Source organism: Serratia sp. CY83965 (assembly GCF_052166375.1).
Taxonomy (GTDB): Bacteria; Pseudomonadota; Gammaproteobacteria; order Enterobacterales; family Enterobacteriaceae; genus Serratia; species Serratia marcescens.
Genome location: NZ_JBJNOV010000001.1, coordinates 113,594 through 130,959 on the forward strand (window position 1 = coordinate 113,594; position 17,366 = coordinate 130,959).

14 protein-coding genes are annotated in these 17,366 nt (G+C 63.0%); 10 read left to right on the forward strand and 4 right to left on the reverse strand.

The genetic code is table 11. The annotated features are described in order from the left end of the window. Nucleotides 1-46 precede the first annotated feature (46 nt). The 7 genes from ACJ8PL_RS00630 to ppnP all read left to right on the forward strand — a co-directional run bounded on the left by ACJ8PL_RS00630 (nucleotide 47) and on the right by ppnP (nucleotide 8,922). Nucleotides 47-1,000: a FecR family protein gene (locus ACJ8PL_RS00630; RefSeq protein ID WP_016928900.1), complete on the forward strand. Its 954-nt coding sequence runs from the start codon at nucleotides 47-49 to the stop codon at nucleotides 998-1,000. A gap of 156 nt (nucleotides 1,001-1,156) precedes the next feature. Next, entirely contained in the window at nucleotides 1,157-3,856 is a 2,700-nt protein-coding gene (locus ACJ8PL_RS00635; protein ID WP_097102679.1) for a TonB-dependent receptor, read from the forward strand. Between the two features lie 78 nt (nucleotides 3,857-3,934). Beyond that, nucleotides 3,935-4,501, forward strand: coding sequence for a hemophore HasA (locus tag ACJ8PL_RS00640; protein ID WP_016928898.1), 567 nt, complete (start codon nucleotides 3,935-3,937; stop codon nucleotides 4,499-4,501). A 72-nt stretch (nucleotides 4,502-4,573) separates the two neighbouring features. Next, a complete protein-coding gene (locus ACJ8PL_RS00645; RefSeq protein WP_033634212.1) occupies nucleotides 4,574-6,358 on the forward strand; it encodes a type I secretion system permease/ATPase in 1,785 nt (594 codons plus the stop codon). Continuing rightward, nucleotides 6,355-7,686 (forward strand): HlyD family type I secretion periplasmic adaptor subunit, encoded by a 1,332-nt coding sequence (locus ACJ8PL_RS00650; RefSeq protein ID WP_261105926.1) that lies wholly within the window; start codon nucleotides 6,355-6,357, stop codon nucleotides 7,684-7,686. The genes ACJ8PL_RS00645 and ACJ8PL_RS00650 overlap by 4 nt, the downstream gene beginning before the upstream one ends. 2 nt (nucleotides 7,687-7,688) lie before the next feature. Further along, nucleotides 7,689-8,480: an energy transducer TonB gene (locus ACJ8PL_RS00655; protein WP_016928895.1), complete on the forward strand. Its 792-nt coding sequence runs from the start codon at nucleotides 7,689-7,691 to the stop codon at nucleotides 8,478-8,480. Between the two features lie 151 nt (nucleotides 8,481-8,631). Then, nucleotides 8,632-8,922 carry a pyrimidine/purine nucleoside phosphorylase gene (gene ppnP / locus ACJ8PL_RS00660; protein ID WP_004940463.1) on the forward strand — a complete coding sequence of 97 codons (291 nt, stop codon included), beginning with the start codon at nucleotides 8,632-8,634 and terminating at the stop codon, nucleotides 8,920-8,922. 65 nt (nucleotides 8,923-8,987) lie between these two features. On the opposite strand, the gene rdgC is transcribed toward ppnP, so the two are convergent. Then, nucleotides 8,988-9,899 carry a recombination-associated protein RdgC gene (gene rdgC, locus ACJ8PL_RS00665; protein WP_004940461.1) on the reverse strand — a complete coding sequence of 304 codons (912 nt, stop codon included), beginning with the start codon at nucleotides 9,897-9,899 and terminating at the stop codon, nucleotides 8,988-8,990. Nucleotides 9,900-10,116: 217 nt separating this feature from the next. Between rdgC and mak the strand changes: the two genes are divergently transcribed. From mak to ACJ8PL_RS00680, 3 genes are all read left to right on the forward strand, one after another. Continuing rightward, nucleotides 10,117-11,031: a fructokinase gene (gene mak / locus ACJ8PL_RS00670; RefSeq protein ID WP_016928894.1), complete on the forward strand. Its 915-nt coding sequence runs from the start codon at nucleotides 10,117-10,119 to the stop codon at nucleotides 11,029-11,031. A 102-nt stretch (nucleotides 11,032-11,133) separates the two neighbouring features. Continuing rightward, nucleotides 11,134-11,367, forward strand: a complete 234-nt coding sequence (locus tag ACJ8PL_RS00675) for a type II toxin-antitoxin system Phd/YefM family antitoxin (RefSeq protein WP_016928893.1) — start codon at nucleotides 11,134-11,136, stop codon at nucleotides 11,365-11,367. Beyond that, entirely contained in the window at nucleotides 11,364-11,750 is a 387-nt protein-coding gene (locus ACJ8PL_RS00680; protein WP_016928892.1) for a type II toxin-antitoxin system VapC family toxin, read from the forward strand. Before ACJ8PL_RS00675 ends, ACJ8PL_RS00680 begins: the two co-directional genes overlap by 4 nt. Here ACJ8PL_RS00680 and licT read toward each other — a convergent pair. The 3 genes from licT to sbcD all read right to left on the reverse strand — a co-directional run bounded on the left by licT (nucleotide 11,747) and on the right by sbcD (nucleotide 17,307). Continuing rightward, complete coding sequence (gene licT / locus ACJ8PL_RS00685) at nucleotides 11,747-12,595, reverse strand: BglG family transcription antiterminator LicT (RefSeq protein ID WP_016928891.1); 849 nt, start codon at nucleotides 12,593-12,595, stop codon at nucleotides 11,747-11,749. The two genes, ACJ8PL_RS00680 and licT, sit on opposite strands and share 4 nt — an antisense overlap. Nucleotides 12,596-12,826: 231 nt before the next feature. Further along, a complete protein-coding gene (gene sbcC, locus ACJ8PL_RS00690; protein ID WP_442530740.1) occupies nucleotides 12,827-16,078 on the reverse strand; it encodes an exonuclease subunit SbcC in 3,252 nt (1,083 codons plus the stop codon). Then, complete coding sequence (sbcD, locus tag ACJ8PL_RS00695; RefSeq protein ID WP_116403936.1) at nucleotides 16,075-17,307, reverse strand: exonuclease subunit SbcD; 1,233 nt, start codon at nucleotides 17,305-17,307, stop codon at nucleotides 16,075-16,077. Before sbcD ends, sbcC begins: the two co-directional genes overlap by 4 nt. Between the last annotated feature and the right edge of the window lie 59 nt (nucleotides 17,308-17,366).

Below are 17,366 nucleotides of genomic sequence, written 5' to 3' on the forward strand. Positions count from 1 at the left end.
CAGACGTCTTAACCTATAACCAGAAAAAACAGAGGTCTATGCCATTATGAAACCGCTAACCGCACAGGCGCGACAGCAGGCGGCCGCCTGGGCCGTGAGTCTGGCCGAAGGGGCGCTGCCGGCCGATCGGCGGCGAGCGTTGGACGCCTGGCTGGCCGCCGATCCGCAGCATCCGGCGGCGCTGCGTCAGGCTCGCCTGCTGTGGACGACGCTTGGGCAACTGCCGCCTGAGCAGCGGCAGGCGTTACAACCGCAGGTGGCGGCGCTGAAAACGCCATCTCGCCATCGATGGCCCCGCTGGGCGGTGGCAGCGGCGGTGGCGCTCGCCGTTTCATTCGGCGTTTATCGCGGGCCGGATCTGTGGATCGGCCTGCAGGCCGATTATCAAACCGTTCGCGGTGAGGTGCGCGAAGTTGCGTTGCCGGACGGCAGCCGGGTGGCGCTGGACAGCGGCAGCGCGATCGCGCTGGCGTATTCCGCAGACGAGCGCAAGGTGCGGCTGCTGAGCGGCGCCGCCTATTTTATCGTCGCGCCGTTGGGCGGGGCGGAAAGCCGCCCTTTCAGGGTGGAGGCGAAAAACGGCGTCACCCAGGCGCTGGGCACCGAGTTCAGCGTGGCGCGCACTGAACAGGGCGTCGACGTCAGCGTGCATCAGCACAGCGTGCGGGTGACGCTTGAGCGCGGCGAGCGCTCGCTGGTGGTCGCGCAACGCCAGGCGGCGCATTACCGCAACGGGCAGCTGCAGCTGACGCGGCAAACGGCCGGTGATGACGCCTGGCGACGCGGCTGGCTGGTGATCGACCGCCAACCGCTGACGCAGGCGCTCGCGCAGCTCAACCGCTATCGCGAGACCCGCATCGTGGCGGTCAATCCCACGCTAAGAACGCGCACGGTCAGCGGCGTGTTCGCGCTCAATAAACTCGACGACGGCGTCGGCGCCATTCGTCAGGAACTCTCCGCCCGCCAGCTGAATCTCCCCGGCATCACGCTGCTTTACTGAGCGGCCAAGGCGGGCCGGGATGCCCGCTTCACCGCTATTTTCACTTTCTGTAAAAAATCTTTACGGGTTTTTGCCTCCCGGAACGTCCTTATGTTTAAACGAGATTGATTTCCATTATCACTTGGTTTGACGTTCTTTCGGGTGGAACACACACGCATGCTTATTCACAAGGGAACCACGCCGGCCGGCCGATTGGCCACGGCGGTACGCGCCGCGCTGGCGGCGATGATGTTGACTCAGCCGGCGGTAGCGCTCGCCGTCCTGGCTGAGGCGAACGGCGCGCAGGCCGCACAGCAAAAGAATTTCAATATTGCGGCGCAGCCGCTGCAGAGCGCCATGTTGCGCTTCGCCGAGCAGGCCGGCATGCAGGTGTTTTTTGACGAGGTGAAACTCGATGGCATGCAGGCGGCGGCGCTGAATGGCAGCATGAGCGTAGAACAGGGCCTGCGGCGCTTGATCGGCGGCAATCCGGTGGCTTTCCGCCTGCAGCCGCAGGGGCAGATCGTATTGAGCCGGCTGCCGACGGCGAACGGCGACGGTGGCGCGCTGGCGTTGGACAGCCTGACGGTGCTGGGCGCCGGCGGCATCAACGCCAACGATTGGGTTTACGACGAACCGCGCTCGGTCAGCGTCATCAGCCGCGAACAGATGGACAACCGCCCGGCGCGACACGCGGCCGATATTCTGGAGCAGACTACGGGAGCCTATTCCAGCGTCAGCCAGCAAGATCCTGCGCTGTCGGTCAACATCCGTGGCATACAAGACTATGGCCGGGTGAACATGAATATCGACGGCATGCGGCAGAATTTTCAAAAGAGCGGCCATGGCCAGCGTAATGGCACCATGTACATCGATTCCGAACTGCTGTCCGGCGTGACTATCGACAAGGGCACCACCGGCGGCATGGGCAGCGCCGGCACGCTCGGCGGCATCGCCACCTTCAATACCGTCAGCGCGAGCGATTTCCTGGCGCCGGGCAAAGAACTGGGCGGCAAGCTGCACGCCAGCACCGGCGATAACGGCACCCACTTCATCGGCAGCGGCATACTGGCATTGGGCAACGAAACCGGCGATATCCTGCTGGCCGCCAGCGAACGCCACCTCGGCGACTATTGGCCCGGCAACAAGGGCGACATCGGCAACATTCGCATCAATAACGACACCGGCAATTACGATCGCTACGCCGAGAGCATCAAGAACAACAAAATCCCCGACACCCATTACCGCATGCACTCGCGGCTGGCCAAGGTGGGCTGGAATCTGCCCGCCAACCAGCGCCTGCAGCTGAGTTATCTGCAGACCCAGACCTCATCGCCGATCGCCGGCACCTTGACTAACCTGGGCACTCGCCCGCCCTATGAACTGGGCTGGAAACGCACCGGCTACACCGACGTGATGGCGCGCAACGCGGCGTTCGACTACAGCCTGGCGCCGGAAGACGTCGACTGGCTCGATTTTCAGGCCAAGCTGTATTACGTCGATACTCAGGATGACAGCGACACCTACAGCACCAGTTCGCTGCTGGACAACGGCTACGCGACGCGCACCCGCCTGCGTACCTATGGCGCACAGGCGCAAAACACCTCGCGCTTCAGCCTGGCGCCGGGGCATGACTTCCGCGCCAATTACGGGCTGGAGTTCTATTACGACAAAGCGACCAGCGACTCTTCCCGCCAAGGCATGGATGGGGTGACGCCGGCCGGCAACCGTTCGGTAGCCAGCCTGTTCGCCAATCTGACCTACGACTACGACGGCTGGCTGACGTTGGAAGGCGGGCTGCGTTACGACCGCTATCGCCTGCGCGGCCAGACCGGCCTGAGCTATCCGGATTTGGCCAAGGATGGGCAACGCTACACGATTGACAATCCTTGCAAAGCGTTGCGTCTGACCGGCTGTTCAACCACCACCCGCGAAGATTGGGACGTGGATCGCGATCAGGGCAAGCTGTCGCCGACGCTGGCGGTGGCGGTGCGCCCCGGCGTGGAGTGGCTGGAGCTGTATACCACCTACGGCAAATCCTGGCGGCCGCCGGCGATCACTGAAACGCTGACCAACGGCAGCGCGCACAGTTCTTCCACGCAATACCCCAATCCGTTCTTGCAGCCCGAGCGTTCGCGCGCCTGGGAAGTCGGGTTCAACGTGCAGCAGCCGGATCTGTGGTTTGAGGGCGATCGGTTGGTGGCCAAGGTGGCCTACTTCGACACCAAAGTGGATAACTACATCAACCTGGCGATAGACCGCAATAAACCGGGGCTGGTGCAGCCGAGCATCGGTAATGCCGCTTACGTCAACAATCTGTCGAAAACCCGCTTCCGCGGGCTGGAGTACCAGCTCAACTATGACGCCGGGGTCTTCTACGCCGACCTGACCTACACCCACATGATCGGCAAAAACGAGTTCTGCTCGAACAAGGCCTGGTTGGGAGGGCGTCTGCGCTACGGCGACGGCTCGCGCCGCGGGAACTTCTATGTTGAGCCTGATGCCGCTTCCAATGACTTCGTCACGTGTGATGGGGGGACGCAGTTCGGCTCCGCCGCCTACCTGCCGGGCGATCGCGGTTCGGTGACGCTGGGCGGGCGTGCCTTCGATCGCAAGCTGGACGCCGGGGTGACCGTACGCTTTGCGCCGGGTTATCAGGACAGCTCGGTACCGTCCAACTACCCGTACCTGGCCGACTGGCCGAAGTACACCCTGTTCGATCTGTACGCCAGCTACAAGCTGACCGACAGCCTGACGCTGCGCGGCTCGGTGGAGAACCTGACCAACCGCGCCTATGTCGTCAGCTACGGCGAGACGTTGGCCAATACCCTGGGGCGCGGCCGCACCGTGCAGGGCGGGGTGGAATACCGTTTTTAAGCAGTAAAAGGGCGTTGCTCATCCTTGAGCACAAGGGCCGCCTCGCAAGGGGCGCCGTTCATCAATGGAGATAGAGAAATGGCATTTTCAGTCAATTATGACAGCAGCTTCGGCGGTTACAGCATTCATGACTATCTGGGCCAGTGGGCTTCGACATTCGGTGATGTCAATCACACCAACGGCAATGTCACCGACGCCAACAGCGGCGGCTTCTATGGCGGCAGCCTGTCCGGTAGTCAGTATGCCATCAGCAGCACGGCAAACCAGGTGACCGCCTTCGTGGCGGGCGGCAACCTGACCTACACGTTGTTCAACGAACCGGCGCATACCTTGTACGGCCAGCTGGATTCCCTGTCCTTCGGCGACGGTTTGAGCGGTGGCGATACATCGCCGTACAGCATCCAGGTGCCTGACGTCAGCTTTGGCGGCCTGAACCTCAGCAGCCTGCAGGCGCAGGGTCATGATGGCGTGGTGCACCAGGTGGTGTACGGCCTGATGTCCGGCGATACCGGCGCGCTGGAGACCGCGCTGAACGGCATCCTCGACGACTACGGCCTGAGCGTCAACTCCACCTTCGATCAGGTGGCGGCGGCGACGGCGGTGGGCGTGCAGCACGCCGACAGCCCGGAACTGCTGGCGGCCTGATCGCGGCCGTTTGCCCGCCGGCGCCGTGCGCCCCGGCGGGCGTTTTCTCGTTTTTAGCCGATGGAAAACGCCATGAAAAACGCCGTCAGGCGCGGAGAAGTGATGAGCGTGCTGGCCGCATACCGGCGCGGATTTTGGGGCATCGCGCTGTTTACCGCGGTGATCAACCTGCTGATGCTGGCACCGGCGCTGTACATGCTGCAGGTCTACGATCGCGTGTTGCCGTCGGGCAACCGTATGACGCTGGCGATGCTGACCCTGATGGTGGTCGGCCTTTACCTGTTTATGGGGCTGCTGGAGTGGGTGCGCAGCCAGGTGGTGATCCGCCTCGGCGCCCAGATGGATATGCGCCTCAATCAGCGAGTCTACGACGCCGCCTTCGAAACCAATCTGAAAACCGGCAACCCGCTGGCGGGGCAGGCGCTGAACGATCTGACCAACCTGCGCCAGTTCGCCACCGGTAATGCGCTGTTCGCCTTTTTCGATGCCCCCTGGTTCCCGGTTTATCTGCTGGTGGTTTTTCTGCTCCACCCCTGGCTTGGCGCGTTGGCCAGCGCCGGAGTAATCGTGCTGGTGCTGCTGGCCTGGCTCAATCAGCGGGTGTCGCAAGCGCCTCTGGCGGAGGCCGGCCGGGTCGCGCTGAGCGCCACACAGCAGGCCAACGGCAATCTGCGCAACGCCGAAGCCATCGCCGCCATGGGGATGCTGACCGACTTGCGCCTGCGTTGGCTGCGGCAGCATCAGCAGTTCCTGCTGTTGCAGAACCGCGCCAGCGAGAAAATCGCCGCCGTCACCGCCTGGTCGAAAACCGTGCGGCTGGCGCTGCAGTCGCTGATGTTGGGCTGCGGCGCGCTGTTGGCGGTCAGCGGTGACATTACGCCGGGCATGATGATCGCCGGATCGATCCTGATCGGCAGGGTGCTGGGGCCGATCGATCAGCTGATCGGCGCCTGGAAGCAGTGGTCATCGGCGCGCCAGTCCCTGCAGCGTCTGGAGGTGATGCTGGCCGCTAACCCGCCACGAATACCGAGTCTGCCGCTGCCGGCGCCCGGCGGCGCATTGACCGTGAGCCAGTTGACCGCCAGTGCGCCCGGCGGCACGGCGCCGGTGTTGCACGGCGTCAGTTTTCGTCTGGAAGCCGGCGAGGTGCTGGGCGTGATTGGCGCGTCCGGCTCCGGCAAAACGTTGCTGATGCGCCAACTGGTCGGCGCGCTGACGCCGATCAGCGGCGACGTGCGGCTGGACGGTGCAGACATTCAACAGTGGGACAAGCAACAACTCGGGCCGCATATCGGCTACTTACCGCAGGATATCCAGCTGTTCGCCGGCACCCTGACGGACAACATCGCCCGCTTTGGCCAGGTCGACGCCGAGAAGGTGGTGGCCGCGGCGGCGCTGGCCGGCGTGCATCAGCTGATCCTGCATTTACCGAAAGGCTATGAGACCGAGCTGGGTGAAGGCGGCAGCGGCCTGTCCGGAGGCCAACGTCAACGGGTAGCGCTGGCGCGCGCGCTGTATGGATCTCCGGCGCTGGTGGTGTTGGACGAACCGAATGCCAACCTCGATCGCGAAGGGGAAGAGGCGCTGCAGCGGGCGATCGAAGCGCTAAAGGCGCGCGGCACCACTATCGTGTTGGTGACTCACAAACCGGCGATCCTGGCGACCACCGACAAATTACTGGTGCTGACCGCCGGCCAGGTGCAGCACTTCGGCCCCAGCGACGCCATCCTGAAAAAACTGCCTGGTTTTGCGCCCGCCGCTGCCGCTGCTCCGGCCAATACCGGGCGCAGCAACGGCGGCTTCAACGTCAATTACGCCAATTTCGCCAAAACGGCCAGCGGTGAACGAAAAGTATGAGCAATCAGAGTGTGATCCCCGGCGATATCGACACCCTTTCCCGGCAGTTTGACGAAGGGCGCCATCTGCGGCTCGGCGGCTGGCTGGTGCTGCTGGGATTTGGCGGCTTCCTGCTGTGGGGGCTGTTGGCGCCGTTGGATAAGGGCGTGCCGGTTTCCGGTAGCGTGGTGGTGGCCGGTAACCGCAAGGCGGTGCAGCACCCGAGCGGCGGCGTGGTGTCGCAGATTCAGGTGCATGAGGGTGACCGGGTCCGCGCCGGGCAGGTGCTGTTACTGATGGATACCGTCGACAGCCGCACCCAGCGCGATGCGCTGCGCAGCCAGCAGTTGAGCAACGCCGCGCAGCAGGCGCGGCTGCAGGCCGAGCGCGACGGTCTGCAGGCGATCGCTTTCCCGCCATTGCTGCAAGCGCGGCGAGAAGAGCCGGAGGTGATGTCGCTGATGCTGCTGCAACAACAGCTGTTCACCAGCCGCCGTGCGGCGCTGCAGAGCGAGCTGGCGGCGATCGCGGAGAGCATCGCCGGATCGCAGGCGATGTTGGAAGGGGTTCGGCAATCTTACGCCAGCAAGCAACGGCAAAAGGCCATGTTGCAGGAGCAACTGAGCGGCATGCGCAAGCTGGCGGCGCAGGGGTATGTGGCGCGCAATCGGCTGTTGGATCTGGAAGGGCAGCATGCGCAGATCGACGGCCAGGCGTCCGAGGATACCGGGAATATCGGCCGCCTGGGCCGCCAAATCCTGGAGCTGAAACTGCGGGCGATCCAGCGGCGGGAGGAGTATCAGAAAGAGGTCAGCAGCCAATTGGCCGAGGTACGGATGAAGCTGGACGAGCTGGATAACCGCTTGGCCAAGGCGGAGGCCGATCTGGGGCATACGCAGGTGAAAGCGCCGGTGGCGGGCACCGTGGTGGGGTTGAGCGTGTTCACCGAAGGCGGCGTGATCGGCGCCGGTCAGCAACTGATGGAGATCGTGCCCAGCGAGCGGGGGCTGCAGGTGGAGGCGCGCATCCCGGTCGAACTGATCGACAAGGTGCAGGTGGGACTGCCGGTCGAACTGTTGTTCTCGGCGTTCAACCAAAGCACCACGCCGCGCGTCGAGGGTGAAGTGACGCTGGTCGGGGCCGATCGCCTGACCGACGAGAAAAGCGGCGCGCCTTATTACAGCGTGCGCGCCAAGGTCAGCGAAGAAGGATTGCAACGTTTGAACGGGTTGGAGATCCGCCCGGGGATGCCGGTTGAAGGGTTCATCCGCACCGGCGAGCGTTCGATGATGAACTATCTGTTCAAACCGCTGACCGATCGCCTTCATTTGGCGCTGACGGAAGAGTGAGCATGTCGGTTTCGCCGCTGCCTTTCGCCGCGCCCGGCGCCGCCATGCCCTGGCGCCGTTGTCTGGTGTTGGTGCTGGCGCTGCATCTGCTGGTTGCCGCGCTGCTTTGGCCCTGGAGAGACAAGGCCGTGCCGCCGTGGGTGCCGCCGCCGGCGGTGATGGTGCTGATGGCCGCCGCGCCGCAGGCCCCGGCCGAGGTGAAACAGCCGCCGGGACAAAGGACGCTGCCGCCTCAGGCTGAACCGTCGGCGCCGCCGGAGCCGTTGCCGCTGGTGAAAGCGCCTGACGCCGCGCAGCCGAACATCGCCGTGCCGCCGAAACAGAAAAAACCACCTAAGCCGGTGAAGAAAAACAACCTGCCCCGCACGCCGCCGCAGGAGAGAATCATCGCGCCGCCGAAGGTTCAGGAGCAAAGCGCCGGCGCGCCGCCGCCGGGCCGCGCGGATAAAACGGCCGCGCCGCAAACCCGCCTGACACCCTATGCTCAGGCGGGGGAGGACAACTGGCGCAGCCGCATCAGCGGCCGCCTGAATCGCTTTAAGCGTTACCCCAAAGACGCACTGCGGCTGAAGCGCCAGGGCGTCGGGCAGGTGCGTTTCACGTTGGACAGACAGGGCCACGTGCTGGCGGTGACGCTGGTCAGCAGCGCCGGGCTGCCGTCGCTGGATCGTGAAATTCAGGCGCTGGTCAAACGCGCGTCGCCGCTGCCGACGCCGCCGGCGGACGCCTATGTCAACGGCACGGTGGAATTGACGTTGCCGATCGATTTCAGTTTGCGCGGCGCGGGTTTTTGACGCGGTTGTTTCATGGCGATGGCCTGAGCGTGGCGCACGGAAACCTTTGCCTCTGCGCCGCGATCGCATTTCGCGCGAAAAACCAGTGACAGATCAACCGCAATCCCCCAATATGGATTTTCCATCAAGATGATTACGCGGGTGCCAGTCTATGCTGAAAGTGAATGAGTATTTTGCCGGAAAAGTGAAGTCTATCGGTTTTGACAGTAGCAGCATCGGTCTTACCAGCGTGGGCGTGATGGAAGAGGGCGAATACACCTTCTCCACCGCGCAGCCGGAAGAAATGACGGTGATCACCGGGGCGCTGAAAGTGCTGCTGCCGGGGGCGCCGGACTGGCAGGTGTTTACGCCGGGCGAGAAGTTCTTCGTGCCGGGGCACAGCGAGTTCAACCTGCAGGTGGCCGACGCCACCGCCTATCTGTGCCGCTACCTGAGCAAATAAACGTTGCTCGTTAGGGGAACGCAGGGCTCAGCGAAGGCTGGGCCCTGGTCGTTTCTGAGGCGGGATTAACGCTGGGCTTCGCCGCCGAGCGCTTCGATGGTGTTTTTGATCAACGCCGCCAGCTCGCTGGTCATCAGGATAAAGTCGGCGTCAAAGCGCTGGGCGAAGTCATCGCGATCGATATCGTCGTTCTGCTCGCGCAGCGTGTCGGCGAACTTCAGGCGCTTGAGCGAGCCGTCGTCCGACAGCATCAGCTGGATGCGCTCCTGCCAGTCCACCGCCAGCTTGGTCACCAGCTTGCCGGCTTCGATGTGCACCGCGATTTCGTCGCTGATCAGATTCTGCTTCTTGCAGCGGATCACGCCGCCTTCTTCCAGAATCGCTTTCAGTTCCGCTTCATCCTGAATGGCGAAGCCGGCCGGCATCTCGCCGGAACGCACCCATTCGGTCAGCGTCAGTTCGATCGGGCTTTCCATGGTCAGCGGCACTACCGGCAGCGAGCCGAGGCTTTTGCGCAGCAGCGCCAGCGTGTCTTCGGCGCGTTTGGCGCTGGCGGCGTCGACCATGATCAGATCGTTGACAGTGTCGATCCACATGAAGGTCTGGTTGAAGCGGCTGAACGCGCGCGGCAGCAGGCTGTGCAGCACTTCATCTTTCAGCGCGTCCTTCTCGGTTTTCTTCAGTTTGCGGTGTTGCTCCGCCTCCAGGCGCTCAATCTTGGCCTGCAGCTCTTGCTTGATCACCGGCGACGGCAGGATTTTCTCTTCCTTGCGCGCGCAGATGACGATCTGGCCGTTGACCGCGTGCGTCAGCGCATCACTGTGCGAGCCCATCGGGGAGACCCAGCCGGTCTTCGCCATGTCCTGGCTGCCGCACGGCGTGAAGGCGAACGCGCTGAGTTGTTTTTCCATTTCATCCGCGTTTAACGCCACTTCGCGGCTCAAACGGTAAACCATCAAATTCTTAAACCACAGCATAATGTTATCCCTGGCTGGGCGTGCGTTCGGCACGCTGATTCGTCAAAAGCAGGGCGGCATGATAACGAATTGACGCTGAAAAATCGCCCCATTCTCTCCGAATTGCGTCGCTTTGCGCACCGGGGAAGGACGGGACGGAGAATGGGAAACAGGTGATTCATTCGCGCGCTTACATTAGGCTGTGACAACGCTGCGTGGCATTGAGGAGAAAAAATACGTGCGCATTGGCATCGACTTGGGTGGAACAAAAATTGAAGTGATCGCGTTGGCGAATGACGGGCGAGAGCTGTTTCGCCATCGCATCGCCACGCCGCGCCATGACTACCGGCAAACCCTGGCGGCGATCGCCGGACTGGTGAAACTGGCGGAGGATCATACCGGCGAACGAGGATCGGTCGGGATCGGCATTCCCGGCACGCTGTCGCCGTTTACCGGGCGGGTGAAGAACGCCAACTCGGTGTGGCTCAACGGCCAGCCGCTGGATAAGGATCTGTCGGCGCTGCTGGCGCGCGAGGTGCGCATCGCCAACGACGCCAACTGCCTGGCGGTGTCGGAAGCCACCGATGGCGCCGGCGCAGGCGCGAAAACCGTGTTTGCGGTCATCATCGGCACCGGCTGCGGCGCCGGCGTGGCGCTGAACGGCCAGGCGCATTCCGGCGGCAACGGCATTGCCGGCGAGTGGGGCCACAACCCGCTGCCGTGGCAGGATGACGATGAGCTGCGTTACGCCCGCGAAGTGCCGTGCTACTGCGGCAAACCGGGCTGCATCGAAACCTTTATTTCCGGCACCGGTTTCGCCACCGACTATGCGCGCCTGAGCGGCAACGCGCTACAAGGGCATGAGATCATGGTGCTGAGCGAGCGGGGCGATGCGCTGGCGGAGCAGGCGATCGTCCGTTACGAAATGCGATTGGCGAAATCGCTGGCGCACGTGATCAACATGCTGGATCCGGACGTGGTGGTGCTCGGCGGCGGCATGAGCAACGTGGATCGCCTGTACCGCACGGTGCCGCAGCGAGTGAAAGACTGGGTGTTCGGCGGCGAGTGTGAAACGCCGATCCGCAAGGCGGTTCACGGCGACTCCAGCGGCGTGCGCGGTGCGGCCTGGCTGTGGCCGCAACAGCAGCGCTAAGCGTTGCAACAAAGCGCGAGGCTGCTCGCGCTTTAAACCCTTCACTGTACAAAAACTGGACGGCGCTTTATGCTTTAGCTAACTTAGCTAAGGAGGACGCGTATGCCGATTCAGGCCAATATGCACGAAGCCAAATCCAATCTGAGTCAGTTGGCGGACAGAGCCGCGGAGGGAGAAACCGTGATTATTGCAAAAGCAGGGAAGCCGTACGTACAGCTGGTCGCCATCAAGGGGGAAGCGCGCCGCCCTGGCGCCGCCAAGGGCAAGTTCACCGTGCCGGCGGATTTCAACGCGGGGGATGCGGCCATTGCGGCGTTGTTTGAGGGCGATGAATGAAGCGCCTGTTGCTGGATACCCACGCGTTGCTGTGGTGGTTGATTGATGACGCCTGCCTGGGCGCGAACGCCAAAAGGCAGATCGCCGATCCGGGCAATGCGGTGTACGTCAGCGCGGCCAGCATTTGGGAGATCTCGATCAAGCAGGCGCAGGGCAAACTGGCGCTGCCGGAAGATATCTTTGCGATCATCGAGGCCGAGGATTTTCTGTCGTTGCCGATGGACGCCTTTCACTGCCAACAGGCCGGGCAGCTGCCGCCCTATCATCAGGATCCTTTCGATCGCATGCTGATCGCACAGGCGCAGGCCGAGGGGCTGACGCTGATCTCCGCCGACGCGGTGTTTCCGCAGTACGGCGTGCGGGTGGCGGACGCCCGCCGTTAAGCCGGCTTTTCCTCGCTTTCGCTGCGCACCCGTTCGATATGAATGGTCAGAAACATCATCTCTTCCGTGGTGAGCTGATGCTGATAGTGCTTTTCGATGTGGCGGTTGATCTTGCCGGCGCAGGCGAAAGACTCGCGGTATTTCTCTTTCACCACCTGATACAGCGAGTCGTCGTCGCTGTCGACGTAGTTTTTCCCCAGCAGGCGCTGGGCGAAGAACTTCAAATGGGTGACGAAGCGGTGGTAGCTCAGGGATTCCTCGTTGTAATCAAAGCGGAAATGGTATTTGACCAGGTTGAGGATCTCTTGCATCACGCGGGTGATGTGCAGCGTGTTATGCATCTCGTCGTTAAGCTGAGCGTTGACCAGGTGCAGGGCGATAAATCCGGCTTCGTCTTCCGGCAGCGCGGTATCCAGCCGCTGGGCGATCAGGGCCAGCGCCTCCAGCCCGACGGCGAATTCGGCCGGATAGAGTTTTTTAATCTCCCACAGCAGCGCATTTTTGATATCCAGCCCTTGCGCATAGCGCTGCAGGGCGAAGTGGATGTGATCGGTCAGCGTGATGTAGACGATGTTATGCAGCTTGCCCGGCAGGCGTTCGCGGGCGAGGGTGATGATCCTGTCGGCGGTGGTGACGCAGGCCAATGGGATCTCGGCGAGCAGCTCTTTATAGCGCTCGGCGATTTCACCGCCGTTATGGGTGAAGACCTTCTCGATCAGGCTTTCGTCCAGCGTATCGCCGGGCTTCTTTTTAAAGCCGATTCCTTTTCCCATCACCACCGTCTCTGCCTGACGGTCGTCCAGCGTAATCACCACGTTATTATTGAGTATTTTAGCGATTTTCATGGTTTTTCCCGGTGTTTCAGCATCCTGAAAACGAAAAAACCTGACGCCCGGAAGCGATCCCGGGCGTCAGGTTTTGCCTGTATTTTATCTTTCTGCCCTGCGGCCTGAGCGGCGGAGGGGATACAGTAACAATCCTGTTATGCTGGCATAATAACCCGTGCCCGCCGCGGCTCAACGCTTTTCACCGCGGAGTGCCGCCGCGGTCACACTTCTGCGCCGCGAGCCGCGGGATCATTCCAGCCTGAAGTGCGCCTCCAGCCGGCTGACGCCGAGCCCGTTGACCTTTTTCACCTTGATCTGCACCGGAATGCGTTCTTTCATCGCCTCGACGTGGCTGATCACGCCGATGGTTTTGCCGGAGGCGTTCAGGCTGTCCAGCGCGTCCAGCGCGGTATCGAGGGTTTCGGCATCCAGCGTGCCGAAACCTTCGTCGAGGAACAGCGAGTCGATGCTGGTTTTGTGGCTGACCAAATCGGACAACGCCAGCGCCAGCGCCAGGCTGACCAGGAAGCTCTCGCCGCCGGACAGGGTGCGGGTATCGCGCAGCGCGTCGGCCTGCCAGGTGTCCACCACCTGCAGCTCCAGCGCGTCGCTGGTCTTACGCTGCAGCAGGTAGCGCCCGTGCAGCCGGCCGAGTTGAAGGTTGGCTAGATACACCAGATGATCGAGCGTCAGCCCCTGAGCGAAGCGGCGGAATTTGTCGCCCTCTTTTGAGCCGATCAGCTGGTTGAGGCAGCTCCAGTCGTCGTAGTCTTGCTGGCTGCGGGCGATCTGTTCGAACAGCGCCTGTTGATTGAGACGGCGTTCGGCGTCGCTTTCCAGCTGGTTGCGCAGTTCGCCCTGGCGCAGCTGCAGCGCCTTCAACTGCTGTGCCAGTTCGGCCAGCGATTGGGTGAGCGCATCGAGATCCGCGTTGGCTTCATCCACCCCTTCAGGGCTGTTTTGCCGGTGCTGCTCCAGCGTTTGCGTCGCCTGCGTCAGCAGGGCGGCGGCCTCCACCTGCCGCTGTTGCAGCTGTTCTTTGCGCTGTTGCAATTCGCGGCGCAGGACATCGTCCAGCAGCGCGGCGGTGAAGGCGGTTTCATCGGCGAATTCGCTGTCGGCCAGCGCCTGCTGCCACTGCTGCTGCGCCTGCTGCAGCCGCTCCTGCATCTGAGTGTGTTGATGTTGCAGCCCGGCCTGCTGGCCGGCCAGGCGTTCGCGCAGTTCCTGCGCCTTTTGCCACTGCTCGGCGGCCTGAACGCTGGCCTGTTCGCAGGCGGTTTGTTTGGCGCGCAGCTGTTCGCGCACCTCGGTGACCTGCTGTTCGCCGAACAGCGCCAGCCGCTGCGCGCGTCGTTCGGCAAGGGTCTTCTCGCCTTCTTGCCAGCGTTGATGCAGCTCTTGCTGCTGTTGCAGGCTGTCGGCGTGGGCTTTCTGCAGCAGCGTAAAGCGTTCTTCGAGCAACGCCAGCTGTTGCTGCGTCTGCTGCTGCTGCGTTTGCAGAGCGATGAGCGCATCCTTCGCCTGCTGTACCGCCTGCGCCGCCTGTTCATGCTGTTGCAGCGCGTGTTGCCCGCGCCGTTCTTCGTCGTCGCAGCCGTTCAGCCAGGCGCTGAGTTGCTCGCCATCCGCCAGCGTAAAGTCGAACGCCAACGGCGCGCTGAGCTGCTGCCACTGCTGCTGTTGGCCGGCCAGCTGTTGTTCATCCTGCGCGATGGTTTGCTGCTGACGCTGCAATTGCTGTTGCAGGTTGTCGTAACGGGCTCGCAGCTCGACGCCTTGTTTTTGCAATGCTTCGGTCTGGACTTTCATTTGCTCCAGACGTTGCGCGGTTTCTGACAGTTTTACCTCTTGGTATTGTTCTACCGCCGGGTGCTCGCATGAGCCGCACAGCGGGCAGGGGGCGCCGGGTTGCAAACGGGCGCGCTCGGCCTCCAGACCCACGATCCGTTGTTCCAGCGCATAGGTTTTTTCAACATCGGCCTGGTGGGCTTTCTGCTGCTTAAATTGCTGACGGATGAGTTCTAGCTGCGGTTCCAACTGGGTAAGTTCATGTTGGCCGCTGTTTAGCTCTTGCCGCTGTTGTTCCAGCCGTTTAACGATTTGCTGCGATAAAGAAGCGAGAGCAAATAACTGCCGGCGCGTCGGGCGCAGATCCGCCAGGGCGCTCAGGCGTTGGCGCAGCGGGGCCAACGGCGTTTTCGCCTCCAGCGCCTGTTGCTGCTGTTGTTGAACGGCCAGCGCTTCGGTCAGCGCGTTCAACTGCTGCTGATGCTGTGCGGCCTGCGTCGTCAGTTGGCTGCGCTGGGCGGTGAGCTGCTCCAGCGCGGTCTGCTGCTGGGCGCATTGCTGCGCGGCGGCATCGCCGGCCTGTCGCCGCTCGGCCTGTGTCGACTGCAGTTGGGCTATTTGATGGTCGAGCGGGGCCACCTGGTCATCGATCAACTGTTGCTGTTGCCGCATATGCTCGGCATGGGTTTGCTGCGCCAGACGGGTTTTTTCCACCGCCTGCTGCAGCGGCGCCAGCTGCGCCGAGTGCTGTTCCTGTTGTTGCGTCAGCTGGGCTGCCTGCTGTTGTATCGTCTGCAGCTCGGCGCGGCAACGATCGCGTTCGCCGCGCAGCGGCCGCAATTTCTCGGCCGGCTCGCTGCGCGCCAGCCGCTGCAGCTGCGGGGCGGCCTCCGCCTGCTCGCGCTGGGCGGTGTCCAGCCGCAATTGCCCCTCGCTTTGCTGTTGCCGGAGGCGTTGCCATTGCTGCAGCCAGCTCAGCGCCTGTTGCTGCCGCTGGGTTTGCTCGCCGAGGGCGATTTCCTGCGCGCTCAGCGCCGTCAGCTGTTCGGCCAGAGACTGGCGCTGCTCGTCGTTCAGCAGTTCGATGCCGCTGGCGCGTTGATGCAACGCATCCAGGTCGGTTTTGGCCTGCTTGTGCGACTCGAACACCTGTTCGGACAACCGCCCGTAGATTTCGGTGCCGGTCAGCTCTTCCAGCAGTTCGGCGCGATCGTTGGCGTCGGCGTTGAGGAACGCGGCGAACTGCCCCTGAGACAGCATCATCGATTTGGTGAAGCGGCCAAAGTCCAGCCCGGTGATGGCGGCGGTAAGCTCCAGCTTGTCGCGCACCTTGTCCGCCAGGATCTTGCCGTCCTCGCGGCGCGCCAGTTCGACCTTCGGCGCCTGCAGATTGCCGTCCGGCGCGTTTTTGGCGCGGCGCTGGCTCCAGAAGGCGCGATAGCCGACGCCCTTGACCTCGAATTCGACCTCCGCCAGCGATTCGGCGGTGTGGCGGGTCATCAGTTCATTCTGGCTCGGCGTGACGTTGAGGCGCGGCGTCTGGTGGTACAGCGCCAGGCAGATGGCGTCCAGCAGGGTGGTTTTGCCCGCGCCGGTCGGGCCGGTAATGGCGAACAGGCCGTTGCTGGCGAACGGCTCGGCGGTGAAGTCAATTTTCCATTCGCCCTGCAGCGAGTTGAGGTTTTTTAACCGCAGGCTGAGGATCTTCATGGGTTGGTCTCCTCGGCGTTGTGCTGCACCGCCTCGACCACCTGGCGGAACAGTTGGTGCATCCGCCGTTGGCGCGCTTCGGGCATGTCGGCCTCCTGTGTCAGACGCCGTTCGAACACCTCGTTGACGCTCAGCTCGTTCAGCGTTTCTTTCTCCTGCTGCGCGATCGCCTGGCGGCGCTGCTCTTTACTGCGCCGCAGCAGCACCACTTCCACCGGCAGCTCATCCGCCATCAGCTGGATGCGGCGCTGGATGTCGCTGAGGTAGTCCTGCGTCGCCACTTCGATATCCAGCCACACCGGCAGCTCGCCGGCATAGTCGGCAAATTGCCGCAGCTGCCGTTCGATCTCGGCCAGATCGCCTTTGATCAGTTGCATGGGCTGAAACTGCGGGATCGTTAACGCGTCTACCCGCTGCAAAGCGCCGTCGGCGAAATCGACCAGGAAGACGCTTTTGGCTTTGCCCAGCTCATCGAAGCTGAGCGGGATCGGTGAGCCGCTATAGCGAATATGCTCCGATTTGGCGACGTTCTGCGCGCGGTGAATGTGGCCCAACGCGATATAGTCGGCGGGCGGGAAGGCCTGCGCCGGGAAGGCGTCGAGGGTGCCGATATAGATGTCGCGCACCGAGTCGGAGGTGGTGACGCCGACGGTGGTCAGGTGGCCGGTGGCGACGATCGGCAGCGGTAGGCCCAGCTGGTCGCGGCGCTCGCAGGCCGCCTGATACAGCGCTTGGTAATGTTCGGCGATGGCTTCCTGCAGCGCCTGCTGTTTCTGCGCGCCGGATTCGCCGGCGCGGCTGGTGAGCAGGTCGCGCGGCCGCAGGAACGGGATGGCGCAAAGCACCGCGCCCGGCTGGCCGTCGCGTTGGTTAAGCACCACGATCTGTTGTTCCGGGGCGCCCTGCGCGCTGGCGATCACCGTGGTGTTCAGGCAAGAGAGCAGTTCACGCGATTCGTTCAGCGTTGCGACCGAATCGTGGTTGCCGCCCAGCACCACTAATTGGCAGCCGGTGCGCTGCAGTTCCACCACGAAGCGATTGTACAGCTCGCGGGCATAGCTGGGCGGCGAGCCGGTATCGAACAGATCCCCGGCGACGATCAGCGCATCCACCTGCTGCTGTTCGATCTGTTCGATCAGCCAGTTCAGAAAAGCCTGGTGCTCGGCGGCGCGGCTTTTGGTGAAAAAGTACTGGCCAAGGTGCCAGTCAGAGGTGTGGATCAGGCGCATGACACTCCCGGATGCGAAGATAATGGCGATGATTATAAAGGCCGCGGCGGCGGCTGTCC

What these genes read in the sequence shown, in the direction of transcription:
- rdgC (WP_004940461.1), bottom strand. Translation starts at nt 9,899, where the DNA reads ATGCTGTGGTTTAAGAATTTGATGGTTTACCGTTTGAGCCGCGAAGTG.
- ACJ8PL_RS00630 (WP_016928900.1), top strand. Translation starts at nt 47, where the DNA reads ATGAAACCGCTAACCGCACAGGCGCGACAGCAGGCGGCCGCCTGGGCC.
- ACJ8PL_RS00675 (WP_016928893.1), top strand. Translation starts at nt 11,134, where the DNA reads ATGCCGATTCAGGCCAATATGCACGAAGCCAAATCCAATCTGAGTCAG.
- ACJ8PL_RS00640 (WP_016928898.1), top strand. Translation starts at nt 3,935, where the DNA reads ATGGCATTTTCAGTCAATTATGACAGCAGCTTCGGCGGTTACAGCATT.
- licT (WP_016928891.1), bottom strand. Translation starts at nt 12,595, where the DNA reads ATGAAAATCGCTAAAATACTCAATAATAACGTGGTGATTACGCTGGAC.
- ACJ8PL_RS00655 (WP_016928895.1), top strand. Translation starts at nt 7,689, where the DNA reads ATGTCGGTTTCGCCGCTGCCTTTCGCCGCGCCCGGCGCCGCCATGCCC.
- ACJ8PL_RS00650 (WP_261105926.1), top strand. Translation starts at nt 6,355, where the DNA reads ATGAGCAATCAGAGTGTGATCCCCGGCGATATCGACACCCTTTCCCGG.
- ACJ8PL_RS00635 (WP_097102679.1), top strand. Translation starts at nt 1,157, where the DNA reads ATGCTTATTCACAAGGGAACCACGCCGGCCGGCCGATTGGCCACGGCG.
- ACJ8PL_RS00680 (WP_016928892.1), top strand. Translation starts at nt 11,364, where the DNA reads ATGAAGCGCCTGTTGCTGGATACCCACGCGTTGCTGTGGTGGTTGATT.
- sbcD (WP_116403936.1), bottom strand. Translation starts at nt 17,307, where the DNA reads ATGCGCCTGATCCACACCTCTGACTGGCACCTTGGCCAGTACTTTTTC.
- sbcC (WP_442530740.1), bottom strand. Translation starts at nt 16,078, where the DNA reads ATGAAGATCCTCAGCCTGCGGTTAAAAAACCTCAACTCGCTGCAGGGC.
- ppnP (WP_004940463.1), top strand. Translation starts at nt 8,632, where the DNA reads ATGCTGAAAGTGAATGAGTATTTTGCCGGAAAAGTGAAGTCTATCGGT.
- ACJ8PL_RS00645 (WP_033634212.1), top strand. Translation starts at nt 4,574, where the DNA reads ATGAAAAACGCCGTCAGGCGCGGAGAAGTGATGAGCGTGCTGGCCGCA.